The organism is Pedobacter africanus (assembly GCF_900176535.1).
Classification (GTDB): domain Bacteria; phylum Bacteroidota; class Bacteroidia; order Sphingobacteriales; family Sphingobacteriaceae; genus Pedobacter; species Pedobacter africanus.
This window is the reverse complement of the sequence record NZ_FWXT01000005.1, coordinates 243161-268354: the sequence shown is the minus strand read 5'-3', so window position 1 is coordinate 268354 and position 25194 is coordinate 243161. Positions and strand designations below refer to the sequence as shown.

Below are 25194 nucleotides of genomic sequence, written 5' to 3'. Positions count from 1 at the left end.
CGGTAGCGTTGCCGCTCATTTATCTGTTCTGTAGTGTTTTATTCTCTGCTGATATCCTTAGTTTCGTTTTTCAGATCATATACCATCAGCTATGGCCAAACAACCAGTTTCTTCTGTATCGGTAGGTTCCCTGAGTAAGGGAGATACCTTGATTTCCATCCTCATTATCGGGTTATTGTTTTTTATATTTGGTTTTGTCTCCTGGATAAATGCCATCCTGATCCCCTATTTCAAGATCGCCTGCGAGCTGAGCAATTTTGAGTCTTACCTGGTGGCTTTCGCTTTTTACATTTCCTATTTTGTCATGTCTGTACCTTCCTCCTTTCTGTTAAAATCTGTAGGTTTTAAAAAAGGGATGATGATTGGTTTCTGGACGATGGCCCTTGGTGCGTTTATATTTGTACCGGCTGCGCTGACCCGCACTTACGAGATCTTTTTACTGGGCTTGTTTTCTCTGGGTGCAGGCCTGGCCATACTGCAAACTGCCGCCAATCCCTACATTACGGTTTTAGGCCCTAAAGAAAGGGCCGCCCAACGCATCAGCATCATGGGCATTTGCAATAAAGGTGCGGGCATACTGGCGCCATTGCTATTTGCCGCGGTGATCTTAAAAGCTACTGATGGCGAGCTGTTTAAGCAATTGCCTTTAATGAGTGCGACAGAAAAGAGCGCTGCACTTGATGAACTGATCAGGAGGGTGATTGTACCCTATGCCTGTGTAGGTACTGTACTGATTGGCCTGGGCCTGATGGTGCGTTACTCGCCCTTGCCCGAAATTGATACCGAACATGAAAGCGAAGACCTGGCTGCTGCCAACTCTGGTAAGACCAGTATCTTTCAGTTTCCTCACCTTATACTTGGTGCTGTTGCCATATTCCTGCATGTAGGTACGCAGGTTATTGCCATTGATACAATCATAGGTTATGCCGGCTCCATGAATATCCATCTGCTGGAAGCCAAAGTCTTTCCTTCCTATACGCTGTTTGCCACCATTTGTGGTTATACCATTGGGATACTGATCATCCCGAAATTCATTAGCCAGGTAAATGTACTGCGCATTTGTACCCTGCTGGGTACAGTGTTTACATTGCTGATCATTTTTGGCCATGGTTCGGTTAACATTCTTGGGCATACGGCCGATATTTCCATCTGGTTTGTAGTGTTGCTCGGACTGGCAAATTCATTGGTGTGGGCGGGTATATGGCCGCTAGCACTTGATGGTCTGGGCAGGTATACCAAACTGGGTGCATCCATTATGATCATGGGCCTTTGCGGTAATGCCATTATGCCGCTTTTTTATGGCTACCTTGCTGATGTATATGACCTCAGGACTGCCTATTGGGTGCTGTTCCCGTGTTACCTGTACCTGGTGTTTTATGCATTTAAAGGTTACCAGATCAGAAACTGGTCAATCCAATCAATTAATCGTTAAATTTAAGCTGTAAATGATTTTCTAAAGGAGATAAACAATGAAACCGGAAGAACTTTCAAGAAGACAATTTTTAACCAGGAATGCGCTGGCTTTGTCGGGCTTAGCGTTAAGCTATGCAGGTGTTCCTGCTGTAGCGCAGGGCCATTTCAGAAATGATAGCATCAGGATAGGGGTAATTGGTACCGGATCAAGGGGCACCGGCCTGATCAAACTTATTGGCGGGATCCCGGAACTGCAGGTTACTGCCTGCTGTGACCCTATAGCCGAACACCTCAAAAATGGATTGAAACAGGCCGCTAAAGGTGCTAAAGCCTATACAGAATACCGTAAGCTGCTGGAAGATAAAAGTATTGATGCAGTGATCATCGCCACCCCGCTTTATCTGCATTGCCCAATGGCGGCAGATGCGCTGTCGGCCGGGAAGCATGTATACCTCGAGAAATCCATGTCGTACAACATTGCCGAGGCTATTGCACTGGAAAAAAAGGTGCGGCAATCCAGCCTGGTTTTTCAGGTAGGCTACCAGTACCGCTATTTTGGTTTGTACCATAAGGTAAAAGAAGTAATGGAACAGAACTGGCTTGGCAAGATCACTCATTTTGAATGCCAGTATAACCGGAACTCCAACTGGCGTTTTCCGGTAAGTGATCCAAAAATGGAGCGCGCCATCAATTGGAGGATGTACAAGGAATATTGTGGAGGGCCTTTGTCTGAATTGTGTGCGCATGCCATAGATGCCGTACATTACCTCACCGATTCCCGTCCCTTAAAGGTGACTGCAATGGGTGGTGTAAATTACTGGAAAGACGGCAGGGATACCTACGACAACATCAGGGCCATTTACGAATATCCAAAAGACATAAAAGTGAGTGTAACATCGGTGCTGTCCAATGCCTATAACGGCTATGGTATCCGTATTCTGGGCGATAAAGCAACCCTTGAGATACAGCGCGACAAGGCATTCATTTATCCTGAAGTGTTGAACAACAAAAAGGGCACGGTAGATGGGGTTACGGGGGCTACCATTGCGGTTACCACCCAAGGAAAAGGTAATGAGCTGGTATTTGAAAAACCCGGCGAAAAATCGTTAGAGCCAACGGTATATGCTTTGAAAGACTTTGCAAAATGTATCCTTACAAAAACGAGGCCTCTATCCAACGCAGCTACCGCAAAAGATTCGTCCATAGCCATTCACATGGGCAATACAGCAGCAGAAACAGAAACATTACAACTCTGGAAACCAGAATATTCAATTTAAATATGCAAAGCCAAAGGCTAAAAATATACAATGGGCAGGTCATCACGCCCTATAAAATCATTAAACAGGCCGCTGTGCTGATTGAGGACGGAAAGATTGTAGCCATACGGGAGGGAAACCCTGATTTTCCGGATGCGGAGGAAATTGATGCCGGGGGAAATTACATCTCGCCAGGTTTTATAGACCTGCACATTCATGGGGGCGGGGGCCACGATTTTATGGACAATACCATCGAAGCATTTCTGGGCATCGCTGAAACCCATGCCCGTTATGGCACTACGGCCATGTGCCCAACCACGCTCACGAGTGAAAAGGAAGACCTGCTGGAAACCCTGCGGATTTATGAGCAGGCAGACAAGCTGAACGTTAAGGGAGCCCAATTTATAGGCATGCACCTGGAGGGGCCATATTTTGCCCTGAGCCAGAGAGGGGCACAGGACCCAAGGTATATCCGCGATCCTGACCCTTCGGAATACAAGGAAATACTGGCCTCTACAAATGTGATTAAAAGGTGGAGTGCCGCGCCCGAGTTAAAGGGGGCTATTGAATTTGGCAGGTACCTGAAATCGAATGGGGTACTGGCGGCAGTAGCGCATACAGATGCCATTTATGAGGAAGTACTAGAGGCCTTTGAAAATGGCTATACACTAGCCACACACTTTTATTCCAGCATGTCGGGCGTAACGAGGCGCGAGTGTTTCCGCTATGCAGGCGTAGTAGAAAGCGGCTACCTGATTGACGAAATGGATGTGGAAATCATAGCTGATGGCGTCCATCTGCCGGCCCCACTGCTAAAACTGATCTTTAAAATAAAAGGCGCAGGGCGCACTGCACTCATTACCGATGCCATGCGGGGTGCGGGAATGCCACCCGGTGACAGTATATTGGGGAGTTTAAAGAACGGCCTGAAGGTGATCATAGAAGACGGTGTGGCCAAGCTGCCCGATAAAAGTTCTTTTGCAGGAAGTGTGGCCACGGCCGACCGGCTGGTGCGGAACATGGTGCAAATGGCCGGGGTTTCGCTGGAAGATGCGGTAAGGATGATCAGTAAAACCCCGGCCCGTATCATGGGTCTGGAATCGCGTAAAGGCGCGCTGGTTGCAGGTAAAGATGCCGACCTGGTGATCTTCGATAAGGATATCAATATCCGGCACACCATCGTAAATGGAAAAGTAGTTTACAGCCGCCCTTAGTTTTTTCTGCTGCTCGATTCCCTGACGATCAGTTTGCCCGGCAATACAATTTCTTCGGCATGAAAGTATTTCTTGGTGATGTGTTTGATCAGGAGCTCGCAACTTAGTTTTCCGATTTCGAAAGCAGGTTCTGCAATAGTCGATAAGCTGGGCGAGATAATCGTCGACATGGGGTCGTTGGTAAAGCCAATCACGCCAAACTCTTCCCCCACTTTAATCCCTTTGTTTTTTAGGGTAAGCATGGCACCTATGGCTTTTCTGTCGTTCACGGCAAAAATGGCATCTGGCTGCTGTTTCAATTGCAAAAGCTGCAGGGTGTCGGCTTCCCCGTGCTCCTGCGAAAAGCCTGAATAAACTACCCAATCTTCGTTCGGCTCAATGTTGTGCTGTTTCAATGCGTCCAGGTAGCCCTGTAGCCTGGCTTCGGTAAAGCTAAGCCCTTTAGGACCTGCAATATGTGCGATTTTTCTATATCCATTCTCAATCAGGTGCGCTACGGCTTCAAAAGCACCATTGTAGTCGTCCTGCATTACTTTCGAGGTTTCAATTTCACTGGCTACACGGTCAAAGAACACCACGGGGATGCCTTCGTCTACGATCTCCTGAAAATGGCTGCAGGAATCGGCATTTGAAGATATGGAGACCAGCAGTCCGTCCAGACTGGAAACTGAGAGGTTTTCCATGATGGCCAGTTCCCTTTCAGGTGAGTCGTTGGTGACAAACAAAATAATATTATAACCGTTATTGTAAGCTACTTCCTGGATGCCGGTAATAACCGTAGAAAAATAATAATTGGTAATAAAGGGCAGAATTACCCCAAGGTTGTGCGTGCTGCCCTTGGCCAGTCCGGTTGCATTAAAGTTGGGCTTGTAATTCAGCTCAGCAGCAAGGGCCAATACCTTTTCCTTAGTTTCCTGGTTTACATCGTAGGTATCCCTTAAGGCCCTGGATACCGTAGAGACAGAAATATTTAAAATTTTTGCAATATCCTTTATCGTTACGTAATGACGGGCCATAGAAAGGGTTTTTATGAGCCTAAGTTAGTAAAAAAAACAGGAAAGCGGGATGACTGCGAGTGTCACAATAGTGATTGTAATCTTTGCGAGACGTGGCTGTACTCGGTTTCGTTTTCGGGGCCGCCATTTTTCATCCTGAGATTTAATCGCTAAATTTATCTTAAATCTACAGTCGATGTCTCAGGACCAGATAGCTGCACAGAATCTACATGAACTTTATAAGAGGCTAAGTATAATGAGCACATTAAATAACAAAGTAATCCTTGTGACGGGAGCGTCAAGAGGCATCGGTGCTGAAATAGCAAAACAGCTGGCTGCAGCCGGTGCAAAAGTAATCGTAAACTATGCTGGCGGGAAAGATGCCGCAGACAAGGTCGTGTTTGCTATCAAGGAGCAAGGAGGCGATGCCATTGCCTTACAGGCTGATGTCAGCAAGGCTGAGGAAGTGGCTACTCTTTTTGACAACACGATTAGTCATTATGGAAAGGTTGACGTACTGGTTAATAACGCGGGCATCATGATTACCAAGCTAATTAAAGACACTACTGATGAGGACTTCACCCGCCAGTTCGATGTCAATGTAAAAGGTACGTTCAACACATTAAGGGAGGCTGCTACCAAACTTGCTGATAACGGCAGCATCATTAACTTTTCTTCCACTACCACAAAGCTGTTGATGCCAACCTATGGCACATACGTAGCTACTAAAGGTGCGGTTGAACAATTGACCCGCGTTTTTGCCAAAGAAGTTGGCGCAAGAGGAATCAATGTAAATGCCATCCTTCCCGGACCTACCGATACCGAATTGTTCACGAAAGGCAAATCCCAGGAAGTAATTGACCGTCTGGCTTCGCTAAACGCGTTTAACCGTTTGGGTGAACCGGCAGATATTGCCAAAATAGTGGTCTTCCTTGCCAGCGATGATGCCAAATGGATAAGTGGACAAACGATTGGCGCCAACGGCGCCATGGCCTAATGACGTGAACCTGCAGGTTTCCAGATCTTGAAAATGTTCTGGTGGCCCCCCTCAATTTCCCGGATGACCAGGCAAAGATTGTCTTCCCTTTGGGGGAAATGTTTATCAATGATCTGTTGTGTTTGCTGTAGCAGTTTCCCAAGGTGCTGTTCAAAGTCGATGTTACTTACATATAAGATGACCTGGTTCATTCTGGACGAAATGGTGCATTCAAAGGTGAATTCTTTTTTGAGCGCTTTTACTACTTTTGATCTCAGTTTTTTCATTAGCAGAAATTGTTGCTGTTACATTTTACACTACCTTCGGGTACGAGTAAATATAAGTATTATCTCCGGTTATAACGATGAATGTATTAAAGATATTATAAACCGTTGCTGTCGCTGGTCAGCACCTCAGTCATGTAATCAAAAAACGGGCGCATGGCCTGGAAGGTAAGGCTGGCTTCGGTTAAAAAACTGTCTGACAGAACTTCTTTATCAGTAAACTTTCTCCTGAGCAGGAACTGCTTATAGCGTAAAAGGTCAATGGCCTCGTGGTCCTGGTCAAAACCTTTGGGAGCTGTTTTTAACTGTTCGCCCCTCAATATTTCAAATTTAGTTACAAATGATGGGCTGCTGATGATCTTTTTTAAGGGGGCTGCGTCGAATGCAATGTCCTCCCTGATCAGTTTCAAATCGGCAGGTACCGGGCCCCAGAACCCGCCGGCAATGAAACTGTTGCCGGGTTCAATCTGAAAATAGTATCCACCCCTGCGGTATTTGGTTGCACGTTTAAAGCTACCACTCCAATGGGTTTTATAAGGTGTTTTATCTGTCGAAAAGCGGGTGTCCCTATATATGCGGTACAGGCTTTTTTTACCCGAGGGTGTTTCTATTACATCGTGGAGCGATAGTTTTTCCAGCAAAGCCTCGGCAAAGCCCTCAATAAGGTTTTGCTCTTTTTGGAATTCTGCTTTATGGGTATTGAACCAGTCCCGATTGTTGTTGTCTTTTAAAGTATTCAGGAAACTGAAAGCACTTTCATGGATCAGTTCTTGTTGTTCAGTGAATTTTGACATAGCGATGTGATGTGCTGCAAATATAGGCATAAGCCTTTTCTCTTGAATTGCCTATCTTTGGATATACGATAAAGATATGAAAGCTATAGGATTTAAAACCTCATTACCCATTACTGAAAAAGAAAGTTTTATAGAATTTGAAGCACCGGTACCCAAGGCTGAGGGGCACGACCTGCTGGTAAAAATAAAAGCCATTAGCATAAATCCGGTAGATTTTAAGATACGGCAGAATGCGGCTAAGGATACCATATTGGATACACCAAAGGTAATTGGCTGGGATGCCTGTGGTGTTGTTGAAGCCGTAGGTGACGAGGTAACGCTATTTAAAAAAGGAGATGAGGTGTATTATGCGGGCGATATTAACCGCAGCGGAAGCAATGCGGAATATCAGCTGGTGGATGAGCGGATAACCGGAAAAAAGCCTTTGTCGCTCACAGCTGCGGAGGCTGCGGCAATGCCGCTCACCGTACTTACCGCATGGGAGATCCTGTTCGACAGGATCCGCATCAGTCCTGAAAAAGACAAAGGTAAAAGCCTGCTGATTATTGGTGGCGCTGGTGGTATGGGATCTATAGCCATACAACTGGCAAAAAAAATAGCCGGACTTACCGTGATTGCCACTGCGTCTCGTCCTGAAAGTATCCAGTGGTGTAAGGAAATGGGGGCTGATATAGTCGTAGATCACCGCAACCTGAGCGCAGCCATGAATGCTGCAGGATTCAACACGGTGGATTTTATCCTTGATTTTGTAGATACCAGTGCTTATTGGGATGCCATGGCCGATTTGATCAAGCCGCAAGGCCATATTGCTTCAATTACCGGGGCTGGTACACCTGTTGCACTGAACAAATTGAAAAGTAAAAGTGTGAGCTTTAGCTGGGAATTTATGTTTACCCGCTCTTCATTTCAGACGGATGACATGCAGGAACAGCATCATATATTAAATCGTGTGGCAGATTTGCTGGATGACGGTGTTTTAAAACATACGCTGACCACCACCCTTAACGGACTTACCGCCGGTAATCTTAAAACTGCTCATGGCTTACAGGAGGGCGGTAAAACCATTGGTAAAACCGTAATTTTGCTCTAGGAAAAATTTTTTGCACCAAATGAGGAAGCTTTTGACTGCCAGGATACTGACCATAGGGACAGCATTTATGCTGATGTTCTTGTGTGTTTCTGCTAAAAGCTTTGCCCAGCTTTCTTTTGATCACCTTTCGGTAAGTAATGGCCTTTCGCAAAGTACGGTGCTTGCCATTTGTAAAGACAGCAGGGGCTATATGTGGTTCGGTACACGCGATTGCCTGAACAGGTATGACGGCAAAGGTGTAAAAATCTACAGGAACGATCCGGAGAACCCGGCCTCCATCAGTTCAGAAGATTATATTTATGCCCTGCTGGAAGACAAACAGAAAAATCTGTGGATCGGCACGCAGAATGGTCTTAACCGGTATATTCCTGAAAAAGATGCCTTTGAGCGTATCCCCTTTAGCGCAACAGACCCGAATAGCATTAGCGATAAGATTGTACTTTCCTTATTGGCAGATCGTAAGGGAAGGTTATGGTTTGGAACCAACTTGGGCCTGAGCATGCTGGAGAGCCCTTCTTCAAGAAAATTTAAAAAGTTTTATCAGAAAGATGGCCTGGCCGGAAATTCTGTTTATACTGTTTTTGAAGACAGCAGGGGCAATATCTGGGTCGGTACAACAGAGGGACTGAGCGTAATGAGCCTGAAGAATGGCCAATATCAGATCCGTTCTTTTCATCACAACCCTGCCGATCCCAAAAGTATCAGTGGGAATTCTATACGGACGGTTACTGAAGACCTAAAGGGCAGGATATGGATAGGATCAGAAACCGAAGGTCTGAACCTCTTTGTCCCAGAGTCGGATTCATTTATCAGGTTTAAAAGCAATGCGCTAAACCCTGATGGCCTCAGCAATGACATCATCCGTAAGATACTGCCCGGCAAAAACGGGAAACTGTGGGTAGCCACCATGAATGGTTTGAATGTCCTGGATCCTGAAACGCTTCGTTTTACCATCTATAAACATGATGCGGATAACCGGAAAAGTTTAAGCGACAATTCCATCAAAGAGATTTACGAAGACGATCAGGGTTCTGTATGGATTGGGACGATGTTTGGAGGGGTAAATGTTACGCACCGCAATACCATTCCCTTTACCGTTTATAAATACAATAAATACCGGAACAGCATCAGCAGTGACATCATCAGTGTGATTGAAGCCGACCGGCAGGGCAACCTGTGGATTGGTACCGAAGGACAGGGACTGAATTATTTCGACGTAAAGACTGGTATTTTCAAAAAATATGTAAAAGATCCGCGCGATCCCGGCAGTTTGAGTAATAACACCATTAAAGCCATTTTTAAGGACAGTAAGGACCGAATCTGGGTTGGCCTTTATCAAGGTGGATTGGAACTTTTTAATCCGGCCACCGGTAAATTTAAGCACTACCCGCCTAGCGCTGGCGGCTTAAGTTTCGGCTATATCAGCAGCATTGCCGAAGATGATCAGGGTAGGCTGCTCCTGGGTACTTCTTCAAGGGGGCTTAACATATTCGATCCGCAAAAAGAGCGCTTTCAGGTCATCGGTTCTGAGCCTGATACAGGCTTAAGACTGAGCAGTGGCTACATCAGGTTTGCTTATCAGGACACCAAAAAGAATTTATGGGTAGGAACGCCCAGGGGGCTCAACCTGCTGAGGCCCGGGGCAGCACAGTTCAAGGTCTTTTTAAGAAACGATAGGCATAAGGATAGTCTTAAATCCAACCAGATCAGCTGTATGCTGGAAGACAGCCGTGGCAGCATCTGGATCGGATCCATGCGGGGCGGACTAAGCTTGTACCATCCTGAAACCAGCTCTTTCAGCACCTATAACCGCGCAAACGGACTGGCCAGCGACAACATCATCGATCTGCTGGAAGACAATGATGGTAACTTATGGATCAGTACAGATCGGGGCCTGATTAAGTTCGATTTGCGCAGAAAATCTTTTAAACATTACAACACAGGCGACGGGCTTCCTGCAAATGAGTTCAACATCAATTCAGCCTATAAAGATAAGAATGGCAAACTGTATTTTGGGAGCTACAATGGGCTGGTGGCTTTCACCCCAGGCGAGATCAGGGAAAATACCCTTGTGCCCAAAATTGTTTTTTCAGGCCTTAAGCTGTTCAATAAACCTGTGCTTATTGATGGGCCCGATCATTTGCTGAAGGAAGACATCAGTTTTGCAAAGGTGTTAACCTTTGCCGCCAGCCAGAATATTTTTTCTATAGATTTTCTTGCCCTCAATTACATACAGCCACAACGCAACAAATACGCTTACAAACTGGAAGGGTTTGAAAAGGACTGGAACTATGTGAACATCCCGACAGCAACCTATACCAATTTACCAGCTGGGAAATATAAACTCCTGGTAAAAGGGAGCAACAACGATGGCTTGTGGAACAGTACGCCCGCCAGCCTGGAAATCAGGATACTTCCGCCTTTGTGGAAAACCTGGTGGGCCTATCTGCTGTATTTTATAGCGGGCGTGGCGGTACTTTATTTTGTACTCCGTTTTACCAGACGCCAGCAACGCCTCGAATCTGAACTTTATTACGAGCACCTGAACAATGAACGGCAACAGGAGCTTTACCAGATGAAGCTGGATTTCTTTACCAGGATTTCGCACGAGATTCGTACACCTTTAACCCTGATCTTTGCCCCACTGGAGAAACTGATCAGACTGACAACAGAAAACAAGACGGTAAACCAGCAACTCATGGGCATCAAAAGAAATACAGACCGTTTGCTGGGCCTGATCAGCGAACTGCTCGATTTCAGAAAGATAGAGAGCGGGAATGTCAGTTTGCAGGTATCCGAAAATGACCTGGTTGTTTTTTGCCGCGGTATCTACGACTCCTACACAGGGTTGGCAGAAATAAAGCATATTGACTATCATTTCAATTGCAGCGCCGCGCAGATCCTGGTGTACTACGACATTAGCCAGATGGAGAAAGTCTGCTACAATATCCTTTCCAATGCTTTTAAATACACACCCGACGGGGGGGAAATAACTTTTACGTTAAGCGAAACGGAGGGCCAGGCCATCATTACCATCACAGATACCGGTGTCGGCATTCCTGTAGAGCTTCAGGATAAGATTTTTACCAATTTTTACCAGGTAAAATCGGGTACAGCAAGTGCCGAAGGCTGGGGCATAGGCCTGGCACTGGTTAAAAACATTGTGGAGTTGCACAAAGGGCAGATATTGGTAGAGAGTGAACAGGCCGTTGAAGGCCGAAATGGTAAAACAAGCCTTACAGTTAAACTTCCGATAGGAAAAGATCATTTTAACGCAGATGAGCTCTCGGCTGTACCGGATGGCCTGGCAGTGGTATCCGATAAAATTGTACTGCCCGAACAGCAGGTAACCATTGCAGTTGCAGAAAGTCCCCTTGAAAAAAAATACACCATACTGGTGGTAGAGGACAATGACGAGCTGAGAGGTTTTATTGTGCAATCCCTTCAAAATACCTATCATATCCTGGAAAGTATGAACGGTTTGCGGGGATGGGAAACAGCCCTTGAGCGTGTCCCGGATCTTATCGTCAGCGATGTTACGATGCCGGAGCTGAATGGCCTGGAGCTTTGTGCCAGATTGAAGCAGGAGGAACGGACAAACCATATTCCTGTAATTATGCTTACTGCCATGGCTACGCAGCTACAGCAGGTACATGGGCTCGAAGCAGGTGCAGACGTATACATCACGAAACCTTTTAGCATACAGGTACTGGAACTGAGCATTCGCAACCTTTTAAATGGACGTGAAGAACTCAGGCAAAAGTACGTCCGGCAGATCATGCTTAGTCCCAGGAAGCTGGAAATGGTGTCGCCCGACGAGAAATTTCTAAACAGGCTGATGCAGCTGGTAGAAGATAAGATGGAAGACCCTGACTTCAATGTAGCTAGCCTGGTTGAGGACATCGGCATGAGCCAGACGGTACTGTATAAAAAGATCAAGGCGCTTACAGGTCTGTCCATTACTGATTTTATCAAGTCGCAGCGATTGAAAAGGGCGGCGCAGCTGCTGTCAGATCATAAAATGAACATTGCTGAAGTGGCCTATTCCGTTGGTTTTAATGATAGAAAATATTTCAGTAAAGAATTCCGCAAGCAATTTGGTGTTGCTCCTTCAGACTATTCCCAAAAAACAGATTAGGCCCCCCATTTGAACCGATCTGTGACCGCTATTGGGTAAATTAAAGCCAATATTTGGATCTGTATGAACACCAATTTCAGAAAAAGACCAGATATGAATCGCTTATGGCTTGTTTTTTTATTGTTATTTGCTGTAACAGCAAATAGCAATGCCCAGGCGCAGACAGACCTTTGTGAAGAAAATATTCCCAAAGACTGGCAGGCTGTTAATGGAAGCTTATCGCTTTCCCAACGCCATTTTAAACTGGGCCGGCAAAGCATACAGTGGGACTGGAAAGCAGGTAGTAAAAGTTTGCTTAAGCTAAAGGACAAGGCATTGGCCCAGGTAGCCGGCAATCCCCGCAGTACTTTTGTGATATGGATTTATAATGAATCGCCATTGAATGATAAATTGTTGTTTAAGTTTGGCAAGGAAGGGCAAACGGCCTGCAATTTTGAGTTTAAGCTGAACTTTAAAGGCTGGCGTACTGCATGGGTAATGTATCACCGCGACATGGGCGGTAAACCTGTACCAGGCATGAATACTTTGGAGGTACAGGCCCCGGCAGCTTCGAAGAAGGGAACCCTTTTTATAGATCAGCTGATGTATAATGTGACCATTAATCCACGGTCGCCCATGCGCGACGAACAGTTGCCTTTTATTAATCCCGGAGCGGATAAAGCTGCCAATGCCCATTGGAATGCTTTGTATAGCTTTAGCCATGCACCGGGTTATCTGCCCCTGGCAAAAAGCATTAGCAGTAATGAAATAACCGACCTGGCCACAATCAGCAAACGTTACCGGGAACAGGTATTGCCAACAGAAGACAAAGTGCATACTGTGCTGCCTGAAATAGTTCAGGAATTTGCGTATTGGAACATCCGAAGGGATGGCCAAAATATAACAGGACGCCCGGTATATTCGATGAACGATACGGAACTGGTATCGTTTTCCCCGGCCGGGAACGTAAAGGAAACGAATAGGTTATCGGGCATCAAACGTTATTCGCAGTTTATGCTGCGGGTAGCGCAGGCCCGTGCCACTTCAAAAGATGCGGGCGAACAACGCAGACTCGAAAGCATTTTTATGGATTTGCTGGATCATCTGGACGACCAGGGCTGGGCCTATGGCAGCGGCATGGGTGCGTTACATCACCATGGTTATAACCTGGAAGGATTTTATACTGCCTGTCTGCTGATGAAAGAGCTGATCAAAAGAGAAGGTAAGCTGGACCGGACTTTTAAAAGCATGAGCTGGTTCAGCGGTCTGGGCCGTACACTGCAGCATCCCCATAGCCTGCCCTCATCAAATATAGATGTATTCAATACCCTGCTGGGCAGCATGCTTTCGGCTGTTTTAATGCTGGATGATTCACCCGAAAAATTACGCTATCTGCACAGCTATTCCAATTGGTTGTCGAAAAATGTGGTGCCCGACCATACCATCGAAGGGGCTTTTAAGCCAGATGGCGCCGTTTTTCATCACGGTAACCTTTACCCTGCTTACGGAATAGGAGGTTATACCGGTATTGCACCCATAGTCTATGTGCTTAGCGGGACTTCATTCCGCATGCAGCAGCCTGCCCATGAAAGTTTAAGGAACAGCTTGCTGATGATGCACTACTATACCAATCCTTTTAAGTGGCCTGTAAGTGTATCTGGCAGGCATCCAACCGGCAACTGGGGCATTGCCGATATGCCTTATGCCTGGATGGCCATGGCAGGAACACCGGATGGAAAGCTGAAAACCGATACCCTGATGGCGGCGGTATACCTGAAACTAAACGAGGGAAAAAGAAACCAATGGACCAATGCGTTTAAAAACATGAATATTAGTCCGGCAGGTTATCCGCATGGGCACTGGAACTTAAACTATGGCTTGCTGGATATCCATCGCCGGCAGGACTGGCTCTTAACCCTGCGCGGGCATAACCGCTATTTCATCAGCCATGAGTCTTACCCGGGCGAAAACATGTACGGGCGTTACCTGGCCTATGGGCAGCTGGAAGTTTTGTTTCCACAAAGCAAAACAGATGATGGCAGCAATTTTAAAGATGAGGGCTGGGACTGGAACAACATTCCAGGCACCACTACACTTCAGCTGCCAATGGATAAGCTGCGGGCGAATGTTATCAATGCTGATGATTTTAGTGGCATTGAAGAAATGCTGATCTCTGATGAACCCTTTGCGGGAGGAACCACATTTAAGGGGCAGGGGATGTTTGCCATGAAGCTGCACGGGCACGACAAATACGATATGGGCAGTTTCAGGGCCACAAAATCCTGGTTTATGCTGGATAGCCTGGTGATATGCCTGGGGTCCGATATCCATAACAGCATTACTGAATATCCTACACAAACCACGCTGTTTCAGAACTACCTGAAGCATACCAGCGATCCTGTTGTGGTAAATGGACTGGAACTACGTACTTTTCCATATAAAGAAAATGGGATAGGAAGGAGCATGACAGTAATTGACAACAGGAACATAGGATATTACATTCCTGATGCAGGGAATGTGCTGCTCAGCAAGGACCGGCAGCTATCTCGCGACCAGAAAGATGCCCGCGAAACCAGCGGCAATTTTGCTAAATTGACCCTCGACCACGGAAATGCACCTTTAAACGCGGGTTATGAATATGCCATGCTGGTAAATACAGACAAACAGCAAATGAAAGAAATGAGTTTAAAGATGAACAGTAAAGCTCCTGTATACCGGGTACTGCAGAAGGATAGCATTGCCCATTCAGTTTGGTATGCGACACAGCAGATTACAGCTACAGCCATTTTTGGCAGCAATAAGGTACTTGCCGATTCGCTGCTGATCAGCAATAGCAAAGCATGCTTGCTCATGTACCAGCAGAAGGGAAATAGACTCTCTATGTCGGTTACCGATCCTGACCTCGCCTTCTATGAAGGATCGGATGACAGTCCGAAAGACGCTTCCGGCAAAAGGAAAGAAGTGAGCATTTATTCCAGGAAATGGTACAGGTTGCCGGCCAGGCCTTCTATTGTTAAACTGCGCATTAAAGGTGAATGGGCAACGGTCAGGAACAATGATGGGCTCGTAAAAGCAGTGGTAGGCAAGGATGGTAACACACAACTGGACATCCGGTGCAAAGACGGCCTGGTATCGGCGGTAGAACTGGTTAAACCAAATCAAAAGAAAAAGTAAAATGAAGAAGATAGGTGTATTTTTCTTGGCCCTATGTGTAACGGGGGCTGTTGCACAGGTCAGGCCATCAGCCAAACCCAATGTCATTGTAATTGTAAGCGATGATGCCGGATATGTAGATTTTGGTTGCTATGGAGGCAGGCAGATTCCTACCCCAAATATTGATGCCATTGCAAAGCAGGGTGTACGCTTTACCGATGCCTATGTTTCAGCTTCAGTATGTGCCCCATCCAGGGCTGGTATTTTAACCGGGCGCTACCAGCAGCGCTTTGGTTTTGAGCACAACACTTCCAGCGTGCTTGCTCCGGGCTATCAGCAAACAGACGTAGGAATGGACCCTACCGAAAAAACCATAGGCAATGAAATGCAGTCCAATGGTTATAGAACCATTGCCATAGGTAAATGGCATCAGGGAGATGAAGAAAAGCATTTTCCGCTGAACCGGGGCTTTGATGAGTTTTATGGCTTCACCGGGGGGCACCGTGATTTTTTTGCCTATAAGGGTAAGAGAACCATGGAACATGCGCTATATAATAACAAAGTTGTTGTGCCCGAAAACGAGATTAGCTATCTCACGGATATGCTTACGGATAGGGCGACCTCATTTATTACGGAAAACAAGGCGCGGCCTTTTTTCATGTACCTTTCTTACAATGCGGTCCACACCCCAATGAACGCAAGGAAAGACCTGATGGAACGTTTCAGCAATATTCCTGACAGCGGCCGAAGGGCCTACGCGGCCATGATGACCTCGCTGGATGATGGTGTAGGAAAAGTGATGGCCACATTGAAACAAAACAACCTGGATAAAAACACACTGGTTATTTTCATCAACGACAATGGTGGGGCTACTGTAAACTCGTCAGACAATGGACCATTGCGGGGCATGAAAGGTTCCAAATGGGAAGGTGGGATCCGCGTAGCCATGATGATGCAATGGCCAGGACATATTGCTGCCGGAAAGACCGACAGCAGACCGGTAAGTGCGCTTGATATCCTGCCCACTGCCATAGCGGCCGGAAATGGTAAACAGAAGGGCACAAAGAAACTGGATGGTCTAAACCTGCTGCCATACTTAAATGCAGGTAATAAAAAAGAACCGCATAAAGCCCTTTACTGGCGGAGAGGAGTAGCCGCAGCCATGAGAGCAGGAAACTGGAAGCTGATCCGCATAAAAGAAAAGGACAGCCTCAAAAATGTATTGCTTTTTGACCTGAGCAAGGATATTTCTGAAACAAAGAACCTTGCTGCAAAATACCCTGCTAAAGTAAAGGAAATGTTGGGCAGTCTTGTCCGATGGGAAAAAGGTTTGGACCAGCCCCATTGGTACAGTGCCTATGGAGATTACAACCAGATTATGAAGCACCGTATGGAAACCACAGGCCGTGACATGGAAAGAATGTACCCTTAAACGATTATATCCTATTTAAACAATGAAGAAACTGTTATTGATTTTTGTACTGCTTTTGGCTGTGATGTTACCCCGGTTGGCAAAAGCCCAATTGGCCGCCTCCCGCGAAATTATCATGACCCGGATAGTGATGGACCTGTCAAAGGCCGGCCGTAAAGCTGATAAAATTGCTGCCGCAAACCTATCAGCTTTACAGGCAAACGGAAGCTGGAAGGACGTACCCTATGCTGATCAATCCATAACCAACTGGATGCCTAACGAGCACTTACTAAAAATACAGAGCCTGATACTTGCCTATCTGAATAAGGACAGTAAATTGTATGGCGAGGAAAAGGTGTTTAAAGCAATTTCAAAAGCCTTAAGCTATTGGTATGCGCAGGATCCTAAAAGTAGTAACTGGTGGCACAATGAAATTGCAACACCACAGGCACTGGGTGAAATGCTGATCATGATGCGTTATGGAAAACAGAAGCTGGATGCTGATCTTGAAGGACAGCTTATTGAGCGGATGAAAAGGGGGGATGTAGAGAAGCAGACGGGTGCCAATAAAACTGATGTGGCATTGCATTATTTTTATCGGGCGCTGCTGACCAATGATGATGCCCTGCTTTCTTTTTCTGTTCAGGAATTATTTGATCCCATTCGCTTTGTACATTATGACGAGGGGCTTCAATATGATTATTCATACCTGCAGCATGGCCCGCAGCTGCAGATCTCCAGCTATGGGGCAGTTTTTATTACCGGGATATTGAAACTGGCCGACTATGTAAGGAACACACCCTATGCCATGAGTGCGGAAAAGCTGGCCATGTTCTCTAAATACTACAGGGAAAGTTACCTGAAAGCCATCCGTGGCAGTTATATGGATTTTAATGTAGAGGGCAGAGGTATAAGCCGACCTGGCATCCTGGGAAAGCAAAAGGAAAAAAGCAAGCTGGAAGTGGCCAAGAGAATAGATCCTGAACATGTGCAGGACTGGGACTATGCCATTGCCAGAACCGACAGTACACAATCGGCAAGTTATAAAGTTGAGGACCGTCACCGGCATTTCTGGAGTGGCGACTATACCCAGCACCTTAGGTCCGCTTACTCGTTTAACGTACGTATGGTAAGTAACCGTACCAAACGTAGCGAAGCAGGGAATGGTGAAAACCTTTTGGGAAGGCACCTGTCTGACGGTGCAACAAACATTCAGTTGCGCGGACCGGAATATTACAATATTATGCCGGTATGGGAATGGGATAAAATTCCGGGTACCACCAGCAGGGATTATGTGGAAGACCGCCCGTTGACCAAATTCTGGGGTGAGCAAGGTAGCAATGCCTTTGCGGGCGGTGTTTCAGATGGTGTGTATGGTGCAAGCGCCTATGCGCTTGATTACGACAGCCTGCAGGCCAAAAAAGCCTGGTTCTTTTTCGACAAGGAAGTTGTATGCCTGGGCGCGGGCATCAGTAGCAATACATCGGAGCACATCACTACAACGTTAAATCAGTGCTGGTTAGACAGTGAGGTCAGCGAAAATGCAAATTGGATCTGGCATAGTGGTGTGGGTTATTTTTTTCCAGAAGGTGGTAACATTAAGCTAAGCACAGCAGTTCAAAAGGGCAACTGGTACCACATCAACCATTCCCATTCAAAAAAGGAAGTTTCGGGAAAGGTGTTCAAACTCTGGTTTGACCATGGGGCCAGGCCGGTAAATGCACATTATGCATACCTGATACTTCCGGGGGTTGCTAAACCTGCTGAGCTGAAGAAGTTCAAACCCTCCGGTATACAGATCGTATCGAATACAGCAGAGCTACAGGCAGTTTACCATCAGCAGCTGGATATGCTGCAAGTCATTTTTTATCAGGCGGGTACAGTTAAGTTACCGGCACAGGAAATCAGTGTGAGTAAGCCCTGTGCATTGATGGTCAGCGAGCTGAACGGAAAGCAGGTGATCACAGTAGCCGATCCTTTGCAGAAAGAGCAGGGACTAGACATAACGCTCAGGGAGTTGAAAACGGGGCGTACCAGGACCTATAATGTCGAATTGCCGCAAAAAGGCTTTGCAGGTTCAACGGTTGTTGTTAATTGAATAAAAGCCAAAAAAAGCCTTGGATTGGCATATACGGATAATGTTAACTGATTATTACCCTTATATAAACTAATCTCTGCCCCCTTTTTCGATGTTTCCTTTTGCAAATTTGAGAACAGTAATCAGGGGGATGATTACGAGAAACCAAATTTAAACTTTTTAAGTATGAGAAAGATTTACCTTTTTTTAATGTGTATGATCTGTTCCATTACAGTTTTTGCCCAGCAAACACGGCGGGTAGAAGGTAAGGTTACAGAACAGGGCTCTGGCCTTCCCTTAGTCGGGGTAAGTGTGCAGGTCAAAGGTACCAAGACCGGCGCTACTACCGATAAAGATGGGCATTATGCTATCCAGGTTCCTTCGCAGGGCAACAGCACCCTGGTCTATACGTATATTGGTTACCTGCAAAGGGAAATGAGTGTTGGAGATAAAGGCGTAATCAACATTACACTTGCCGAAGATAACAAAACCCTGAACGATGTGGTAGTTATCGGATATGGAACGAGTAAAAAGGCCGATCTTGTAAGCTCAGTAGGGCAGGTGGACATGAAGGATATGGTAAAGGCCCCTGTTCGCTCTATAGACGAGTCGCTTGCCGGCCGTGTGGCAGGCGTGCAGGTAAATTCATCTGATGGCCAGCCCGGATCTTCTGTTAATATTGTCATCAGGGGTGCCAATTCCATTACACAAAACAACAGCCCGTTATATGTGGTAGATGGTTTTCCGATGGAAGATTTTAACCTGAATATATTCGACCCGCAGGAAGTGGAATCTATTGATGTATTGAAGGATGCATCTGCAACCGCAATTTATGGTGCCAGAGGTGCAAACGGCGTAATTATGATCACCACCAAAAAGGGGAAAATAGGGGCGCCTGTAATTTCACTTAACTCCACGGTCAGTCTTGACAACAACATCAAAACGATGAAGCTGATGGATACCTACGAGTTTGCCAAGATGCAGCTGGAACTGGTACCGGGGGCACAGGGCTCTGCAGCAGATCCTACACCAATCTATGTATTGCTGACCAGACCTGGTAAGACATTGGAAGATTACAGAAACGTTGCAGCTACAGACTGGCAGTCGCCGTTTTTCCAGACAGGCGTAAGGCAAGACTATTCGCTGGCTTTACGCGGCGGCACAGATAAAACCGTTTATGCCATTTCAGGAAATTTAAATGACCAGAAAGGTACAATTATCAATACCGCCTATAAAAGATATCAGGGGCGGATTACCCTGGATCAGACCCTGACCGATAAAATAAAGGTGGGGATCAATGCGAATTATGCTTACCTGCTCCGTTCTGGAAATTCTGCAGCACAAGGTACCGGAGGTAGTGGAACAACCAATATTTTATACAGTGTATGGGGCTACAGTCCGCTGAGTGAACTTACGGAAGAGGAACAGATCGATGAAACCACAGCCAGTGGAACAGACTATAAGTTCAACCCTATTTTGAATCAGAAAAACCTGCTGCGCAACAACAAAACCCACAATTTGAATGTAAGCGGGTATTTGGACTATAGCATCACCAAAGACCTCAGGTTAAAAATAACCGGTGGCATTAACAATACGAGGGTGATTAATGAAATATTTAACAATTCGAATACCTATCCCGGCAGCCCGAATACCACGCCAGGCCGCACCAGTGGGGTAAACGGTTCAATTTCGGAAGCCAATACCAATAACTGGTCTAACGAAAATACACTGACCTGGACCAAAACCTATAATAAAAGCCATAACCTGAACATATTGGGCGGTTTTTCGGCCCAGGGCAATACCAGTAGCCTGTACGGCTTTGGCGCTACCTTTTTGCCTAATGAAAAATTGGGAATAAGCGGCCTGAATGAAGGGATTGTGAACCCGGTAACTACAGCAGTGAGCTCACTATGGTCTTTATCTTCTTTTTATGGAAGGGCAAAGTATAACTATAAGTCGAAATATTATATTGAGGCTTCTTACCGTGCAGATGGTTCTTCGAAATTTGCTCCTGGCAATAAATGGAGCTATTTCCCTTCGGTTGGAGCGTCATGGCGTTTTATTAAGGAAGATTTTTTTAAAGACAGCAAGATACTTTCTGATGGTAAGCTAAGGGCCAGCTATGGTAAAACGGGTAACAACAGGGTAAATGACTTTGCCTACCTATCGTCCAACGATGTCGTACCCGGAAATTCCTATCCATGGAACAATGGATATGTAGCCAGTATCATCCCCACATCATTGGGTAACCCAAAAGTGAAATGGGAGACTACAGACCAGTACGATGCTGGTTTAGATGTTGCTTTTTTGAAGAACAGGATTTCACTAACAGCTGATGTATATAAAAAGAATACCAAGGACTTATTGCTGCGTGCCACTTTACCTACCTCTTCAGGTTATGCCACTGCATTTAAAAATGTAGGTGCCGTTGCTAACAAGGGGCTGGAACTTACCCTGAGCACTGTAAACATCAGCAATAAAGATTTTCAGTGGAACAGTAGCTTTAATATTTCATTCAACAGAAGCAAAGTGCTGGCATTGGCGGAAGATCAGCAGACCCTGCTGTCGACCACCAACTGGGACAACGGCTACACCAATATCCCTTCCTATATTGCAAAGATCGGAGAGCCGCTGGGTATGATGTATGGCTTCATCTGGGACGGCGTATATCAGTACAGTGATTTTAACAAAACTTCTACCGGCGAATACCTTTTAAAAGACAATGTACCTGCAAACGGAGCTAACCGCCAGAACATACAGCCTGGGGACATTAAGTATCGCGATATTAACGGTGATGGAAACGTAAATGCTGCCGACTATGCCATCATAGGCAACAGCCTGCCCCTGCATACCGGCGGTTTTACGAATAATTTTACCTATAAGAATTTTGACCTCAATATCTTCTTCCAGTGGTCGTACGGTAATGACATTCAAAACGTAAACCGTATGGTGTTTGAAGGGAATGCATTGGGCAAAAGATTTTTACAGCAATACGCCGGTTATGTCGATCGCTGGTCGCCCGAAAACCAGGGATCTTCCAACTACCGGACAGGCGGTTTTTCTGTAGCCGGATATTCGTCAAGAACAATTGAAGATGGTTCATTTCTACGTTTAAAAACAGTTTCACTAGGTTACAATATCCCTAAAACTTTGCTGGATAAAATTAAAGTTAAAGGGGCAAGGGTATTTGTTTCCGGGCAAAACCTGTATACCTGGACAAAATATACCGGGCTGGACCCAGAGGTGAGTACCTACAATTCCGTACTTACCGGAGGTTTTGATTATAGTGGTTATCCAAGGGCCAGGATTGTTGCTTTTGGTGCTAACGTTACTTTTTAAATTCAATTGACATGAAAAAGTTATTATTTTCTCTACTCATACTCAGCACAGGTCTGGTTTCCTGCAAAAAGTTTTTGGATACTGTTCCCACTGATAATTTATTGCCTGAAGAGTATTACGATTCAGAGGCAAAATTACTGAATGCACTGGCCGGGGTATATTATCCACTAGCCACCCCATCCATGTACGGCAATTTTCTGAACAGCGATTTTAACATTTCAGACGAAGCCTTTTATCAGCGCAGTGCACAGACAACCGGCGTACCGGTATATAATTTTGACTACTCGGAGAATACTGTGGCAGCCTTATGGCAACAATGTTATGTAGGGATTGAAAGAGCAAACATGCTCATTGCCAATATTAAAGTGGCCAAAATAGACGAGGCCAAGCGGGCGCCTATATTGGGTGAGGCCCTGTTTTTACGTGGTTATTACTATTTCTTATTAGCCAGCAATTTTGGTGATGTGCCGCTCAAGATTGTACCGACTAATTCTCCTGCCGCCGAAGACGTGCAGGTTCCACGTACCCCTGTGAAAGAAGTTTATGCGCAGATACTGGCTGATATGACTAAAGCCGAGGGGCTAGCCAGCAAGATCAGCGATATTGGCTTTGCAGGCCGCGTAGGTAAAACAACTGTTCAGGGCATCCTGGCCAGAGTCTGCCTAACTATGGCCGGTGCACCGCTAAAAGATGAAGCCAAGTACGCAGATGCAAAAACATGGGCCCTGAAAGTTAGGGAGTCAGGCGAACACAGGCTAAACCCAAGCTATAAGCAACTGTTTGTCAATATGCACCAGGACTTATACGATATCAAGGAAAGCATGTGGGAAGTGGAATTTAAAGGAAACGGCGCAGACGGTTTTGGCTCTAATGGCAGGGTAGGCAATTTAGGAGGCATTCAGATGCAGGTAGCTACGGGAATAGGACTTAAAATTGGCTATTGCTATGGCTTTTTGCATACGACGGCAAGGTTGTTCAACCTTTTTTCGCCGGGAGATTTAAGACGTGACTGGAACCTGGCTCAGTTCAACTATATTACAAGCTATTCTGACAGGTATTATTACAACTATTACACCGCTGCACAGGTTTATAACCGCGATGCTGCCAAATTTAGAAGGGAAGCCTATGTGTTGGACAATAAAAACCAGAATACTACGCCCATCAATTATCCACTGTTAAGGTACTCAGATGTACTCCTGATGCTGGCAGAAGCAGAAAATCAGATCAATGGGCCTACGCAATTGGCATATGATGCAATCAACGAAGTGAGAAGAAGGGCATATGGGATCGATCCCGGAACAGCAGGCGCTACAGTTTCTGTAGTAAATAACATTAACCTGGCCACCGCAGGCAATACAGGGTATTTAACTACCCTGAACAACATTCCGGTAACACTTACAGGAGGCGGAGGTACAGGTGCCACTGCCGAAGCTACGGTTTCGACCAGCACAGGAAAAGTTACCGCTATAGCAGTACTCAATCCGGGAAGGGGCTACACCTCGGTTCCGACTGTTAATATAGGAACGCAGTGGACAAGCAACACGGATTATGCGGCCAATACCCAGGTATTTAACGGCAATAACGTTTATACAGTAACAACCGCGGGCAAATCTACTGCCACCGCACCAGTACAAACTTCGGGTGCTTCTTCGGCGGCAGTAACCGGAGCGGTATTTACCTGGGCAGGTGCCAGGGCAACTGCCACAGCCACTATTGCGACTTCAACAGTGGACCTGGGTGGATTAGACAAAATCAGCTTCCAGCAGGCTATTGAAGATGAACGTTCTAGAGAACTTTGTTTTGAGTCGCTCCGAAAGGGAGACCTGGTGCGTTGGGGCAAATGGGTAAGCACTATGAATGCTGTAGGTGCCGAAATCAGGTCTGGTGCCGGAACAACTTTTTCTTATGGAGGTTTGGCTGGCTCAAACGTGGTTCCTAAACATGTATTGTTCCCTATCCCTGCCGCAGAAATTACAGTAAACAAGGCCGCAACCCAAAACCCGGGCTGGTAGCCTTTTAAACCAACGAAATATGAAAGCTTTATATACCATCATACTGGCCGGGACTTTAATGCTGGCAGCATGCGATAAATCTATAGATGAAAAACCGGTTTCATTTGATGTAACCAGTACAAAAACGAACGGGCAGGCAAGCAGCGATTTTAAAACAACTGATACCATTGTGTACCAGATCAGCGGAAATGCCGACATCGTAACTTTTTATTCAGGAGCAACAGGACAACGCTATGAATTCAGGGACAGGACTACTGCCAATGGCGTTCCACAACTTCAGTTCAGTTCAGTTAGGGCCAATGGCACGCAGGCAAATTCCATCCAGTTGCTCGTTTCTTCGGATTTCAAAGGTGTAGTGGCTAAGTCGCAAACAATTACCGGTGTGATCACCCGTGATACTGCGGCTACAAACGCCAATATTGCTGCTGCAAACTGGACAGACATCAGCAGCCGAGCGGCCTGGTCAACAGGAAGTACAACTGCAACGCCGTCAGGCAAGGTAGATTTGTCGGATTTTGCCGCACAGGGAAAGCCAGTGTTCATTGCTTTTAAATATAAGGCCCTGGCAGGCAGCATACAGAATAAGTGGACGATCACTGCATTTTCGCTTAACAATTTGCTGGAAGACAATACCAGCTATACGCTGGCTAATTTTGCTGCCTCCAACCAATCCATCACCAATTATGGGGTAAATACCCCGGGCCTGGGCTGGCTAAGTATTTATGATGAAAGCCTGAATGCCAATAAATATGGCTGGGTGTATACTACAGGTACAGGCGCCGCAGGATCGCTTGTGATTACCGGTGCCGCTACTGTAGCAGCAGCTACATCCCCTGCGGAATCATGGGCAATAGTAGGACCGGTAGACCTGCGTAAGGTAACACCTGATGCTGGTGTCGGCATCAAAGAAATTACGGCCCTGGTAAAACGTTATGTGTCAACGGCAGTATATCCTGCAGGTAATTACAAAGCAACTTTTGTTGCCTCGAACAATACGGTCGATGGCACATCGGTAGCTGTTAAACAATTGCCAATCAATATTACCAATCCATAATCCTGATCT

General features: G+C 46.0%; 15 protein-coding genes. 12 read left to right on the top strand and 3 right to left on the bottom strand.

Annotation, left to right across the window (positions count from 1 at the left end):
* Positions 1–91: 91 nt before the first annotated feature.
* Genes B9A91_RS23155 through nagA form a run of 3 tightly spaced genes read left to right on the top strand, consistent with a single transcriptional unit; the run spans position 92 to position 3883 of the window.
* Complete coding sequence (locus B9A91_RS23155) at positions 92–1432, top strand: sugar MFS transporter (protein ID WP_084241442.1); 1341 nt, start codon at positions 92–94, stop codon at positions 1430–1432.
* Positions 1433–1469: 37 nt separating this feature from the next.
* Positions 1470–2690, top strand: a complete 1221-nt coding sequence (locus B9A91_RS23150) for a Gfo/Idh/MocA family protein (RefSeq protein WP_084241441.1) — start codon at positions 1470–1472, stop codon at positions 2688–2690.
* Positions 2691–2692: 2 nt separating this feature from the next.
* Positions 2693–3883, top strand: a complete 1191-nt coding sequence (gene nagA / locus B9A91_RS23145) for an N-acetylglucosamine-6-phosphate deacetylase (RefSeq protein ID WP_084241440.1) — start codon at positions 2693–2695, stop codon at positions 3881–3883.
* Here the strand turns inward: nagA and B9A91_RS23140 are convergent.
* A complete protein-coding gene (locus B9A91_RS23140) occupies positions 3880–4899 on the bottom strand; it encodes a LacI family DNA-binding transcriptional regulator (RefSeq protein WP_084241439.1) in 1020 nt (339 codons plus the stop codon). The two genes, nagA and B9A91_RS23140, sit on opposite strands and share 4 nt — an antisense overlap.
* A gap of 235 nt (positions 4900–5134) precedes the next feature.
* Here B9A91_RS23140 and B9A91_RS23135 point away from each other — a divergent pair, with 235 nt between their 5' ends.
* A complete protein-coding gene (locus B9A91_RS23135) occupies positions 5135–5875 on the top strand; it encodes an SDR family oxidoreductase (protein ID WP_084241438.1) in 741 nt (246 codons plus the stop codon).
* Here the strand turns inward: B9A91_RS23135 and B9A91_RS23130 are convergent.
* Positions 5872–6141 (bottom strand): hypothetical protein, encoded by a 270-nt coding sequence (locus B9A91_RS23130; protein ID WP_084241437.1) that lies wholly within the window; start codon positions 6139–6141, stop codon positions 5872–5874. The two genes, B9A91_RS23135 and B9A91_RS23130, sit on opposite strands and share 4 nt — an antisense overlap.
* Positions 6142–6236: 95 nt before the next feature.
* Positions 6237–6932, bottom strand: a complete 696-nt coding sequence (locus B9A91_RS23125; protein ID WP_084241436.1) for a DUF2461 domain-containing protein — start codon at positions 6930–6932, stop codon at positions 6237–6239.
* Positions 6933–7008: 76 nt separating this feature from the next.
* Here B9A91_RS23125 and B9A91_RS23120 point away from each other — a divergent pair, with 76 nt between their 5' ends.
* From B9A91_RS23120 to B9A91_RS23085, 8 genes are all read left to right on the top strand, one after another.
* Positions 7009–8022 carry a zinc-binding alcohol dehydrogenase family protein gene (locus B9A91_RS23120; protein ID WP_084241435.1) on the top strand — a complete coding sequence of 338 codons (1014 nt, stop codon included), beginning with the start codon at positions 7009–7011 and terminating at the stop codon, positions 8020–8022.
* A 19-nt stretch (positions 8023–8041) separates the two neighbouring features.
* Positions 8042–12160, top strand: coding sequence for a hybrid sensor histidine kinase/response regulator transcription factor (locus tag B9A91_RS23115; RefSeq protein WP_084241434.1), 4119 nt, complete (start codon positions 8042–8044; stop codon positions 12158–12160).
* Positions 12161–12253: 93 nt separating this feature from the next.
* Entirely contained in the window at positions 12254–15313 is a 3060-nt protein-coding gene (locus B9A91_RS23110; RefSeq protein ID WP_235012663.1) for a chondroitinase family polysaccharide lyase, read from the top strand.
* 1 nt (position 15314) lies between these two features.
* Positions 15315–16724, top strand: a complete 1410-nt coding sequence (locus tag B9A91_RS23105) for a sulfatase (RefSeq protein WP_084241432.1) — start codon at positions 15315–15317, stop codon at positions 16722–16724.
* Positions 16725–16746: 22 nt separating this feature from the next.
* Positions 16747–18801, top strand: coding sequence for a chondroitinase-AC (gene cslA, locus B9A91_RS23100; RefSeq protein WP_084241431.1), 2055 nt, complete (start codon positions 16747–16749; stop codon positions 18799–18801).
* Between the two features lie 165 nt (positions 18802–18966).
* On the top strand, positions 18967–22119 hold the full coding sequence (locus tag B9A91_RS23095) for a SusC/RagA family TonB-linked outer membrane protein (protein WP_235012662.1): 3153 nt from the start codon (positions 18967–18969) through the stop codon (positions 22117–22119).
* 11 nt (positions 22120–22130) lie between these two features.
* Positions 22131–24131, top strand: coding sequence for a RagB/SusD family nutrient uptake outer membrane protein (locus B9A91_RS23090; RefSeq protein ID WP_084241429.1), 2001 nt, complete (start codon positions 22131–22133; stop codon positions 24129–24131).
* Positions 24132–24150: 19 nt separating this feature from the next.
* On the top strand, positions 24151–25185 hold the full coding sequence (locus B9A91_RS23085; RefSeq protein ID WP_084241428.1) for a DUF5017 domain-containing protein: 1035 nt from the start codon (positions 24151–24153) through the stop codon (positions 25183–25185).
* Positions 25186–25194 lie beyond the last annotated feature (9 nt).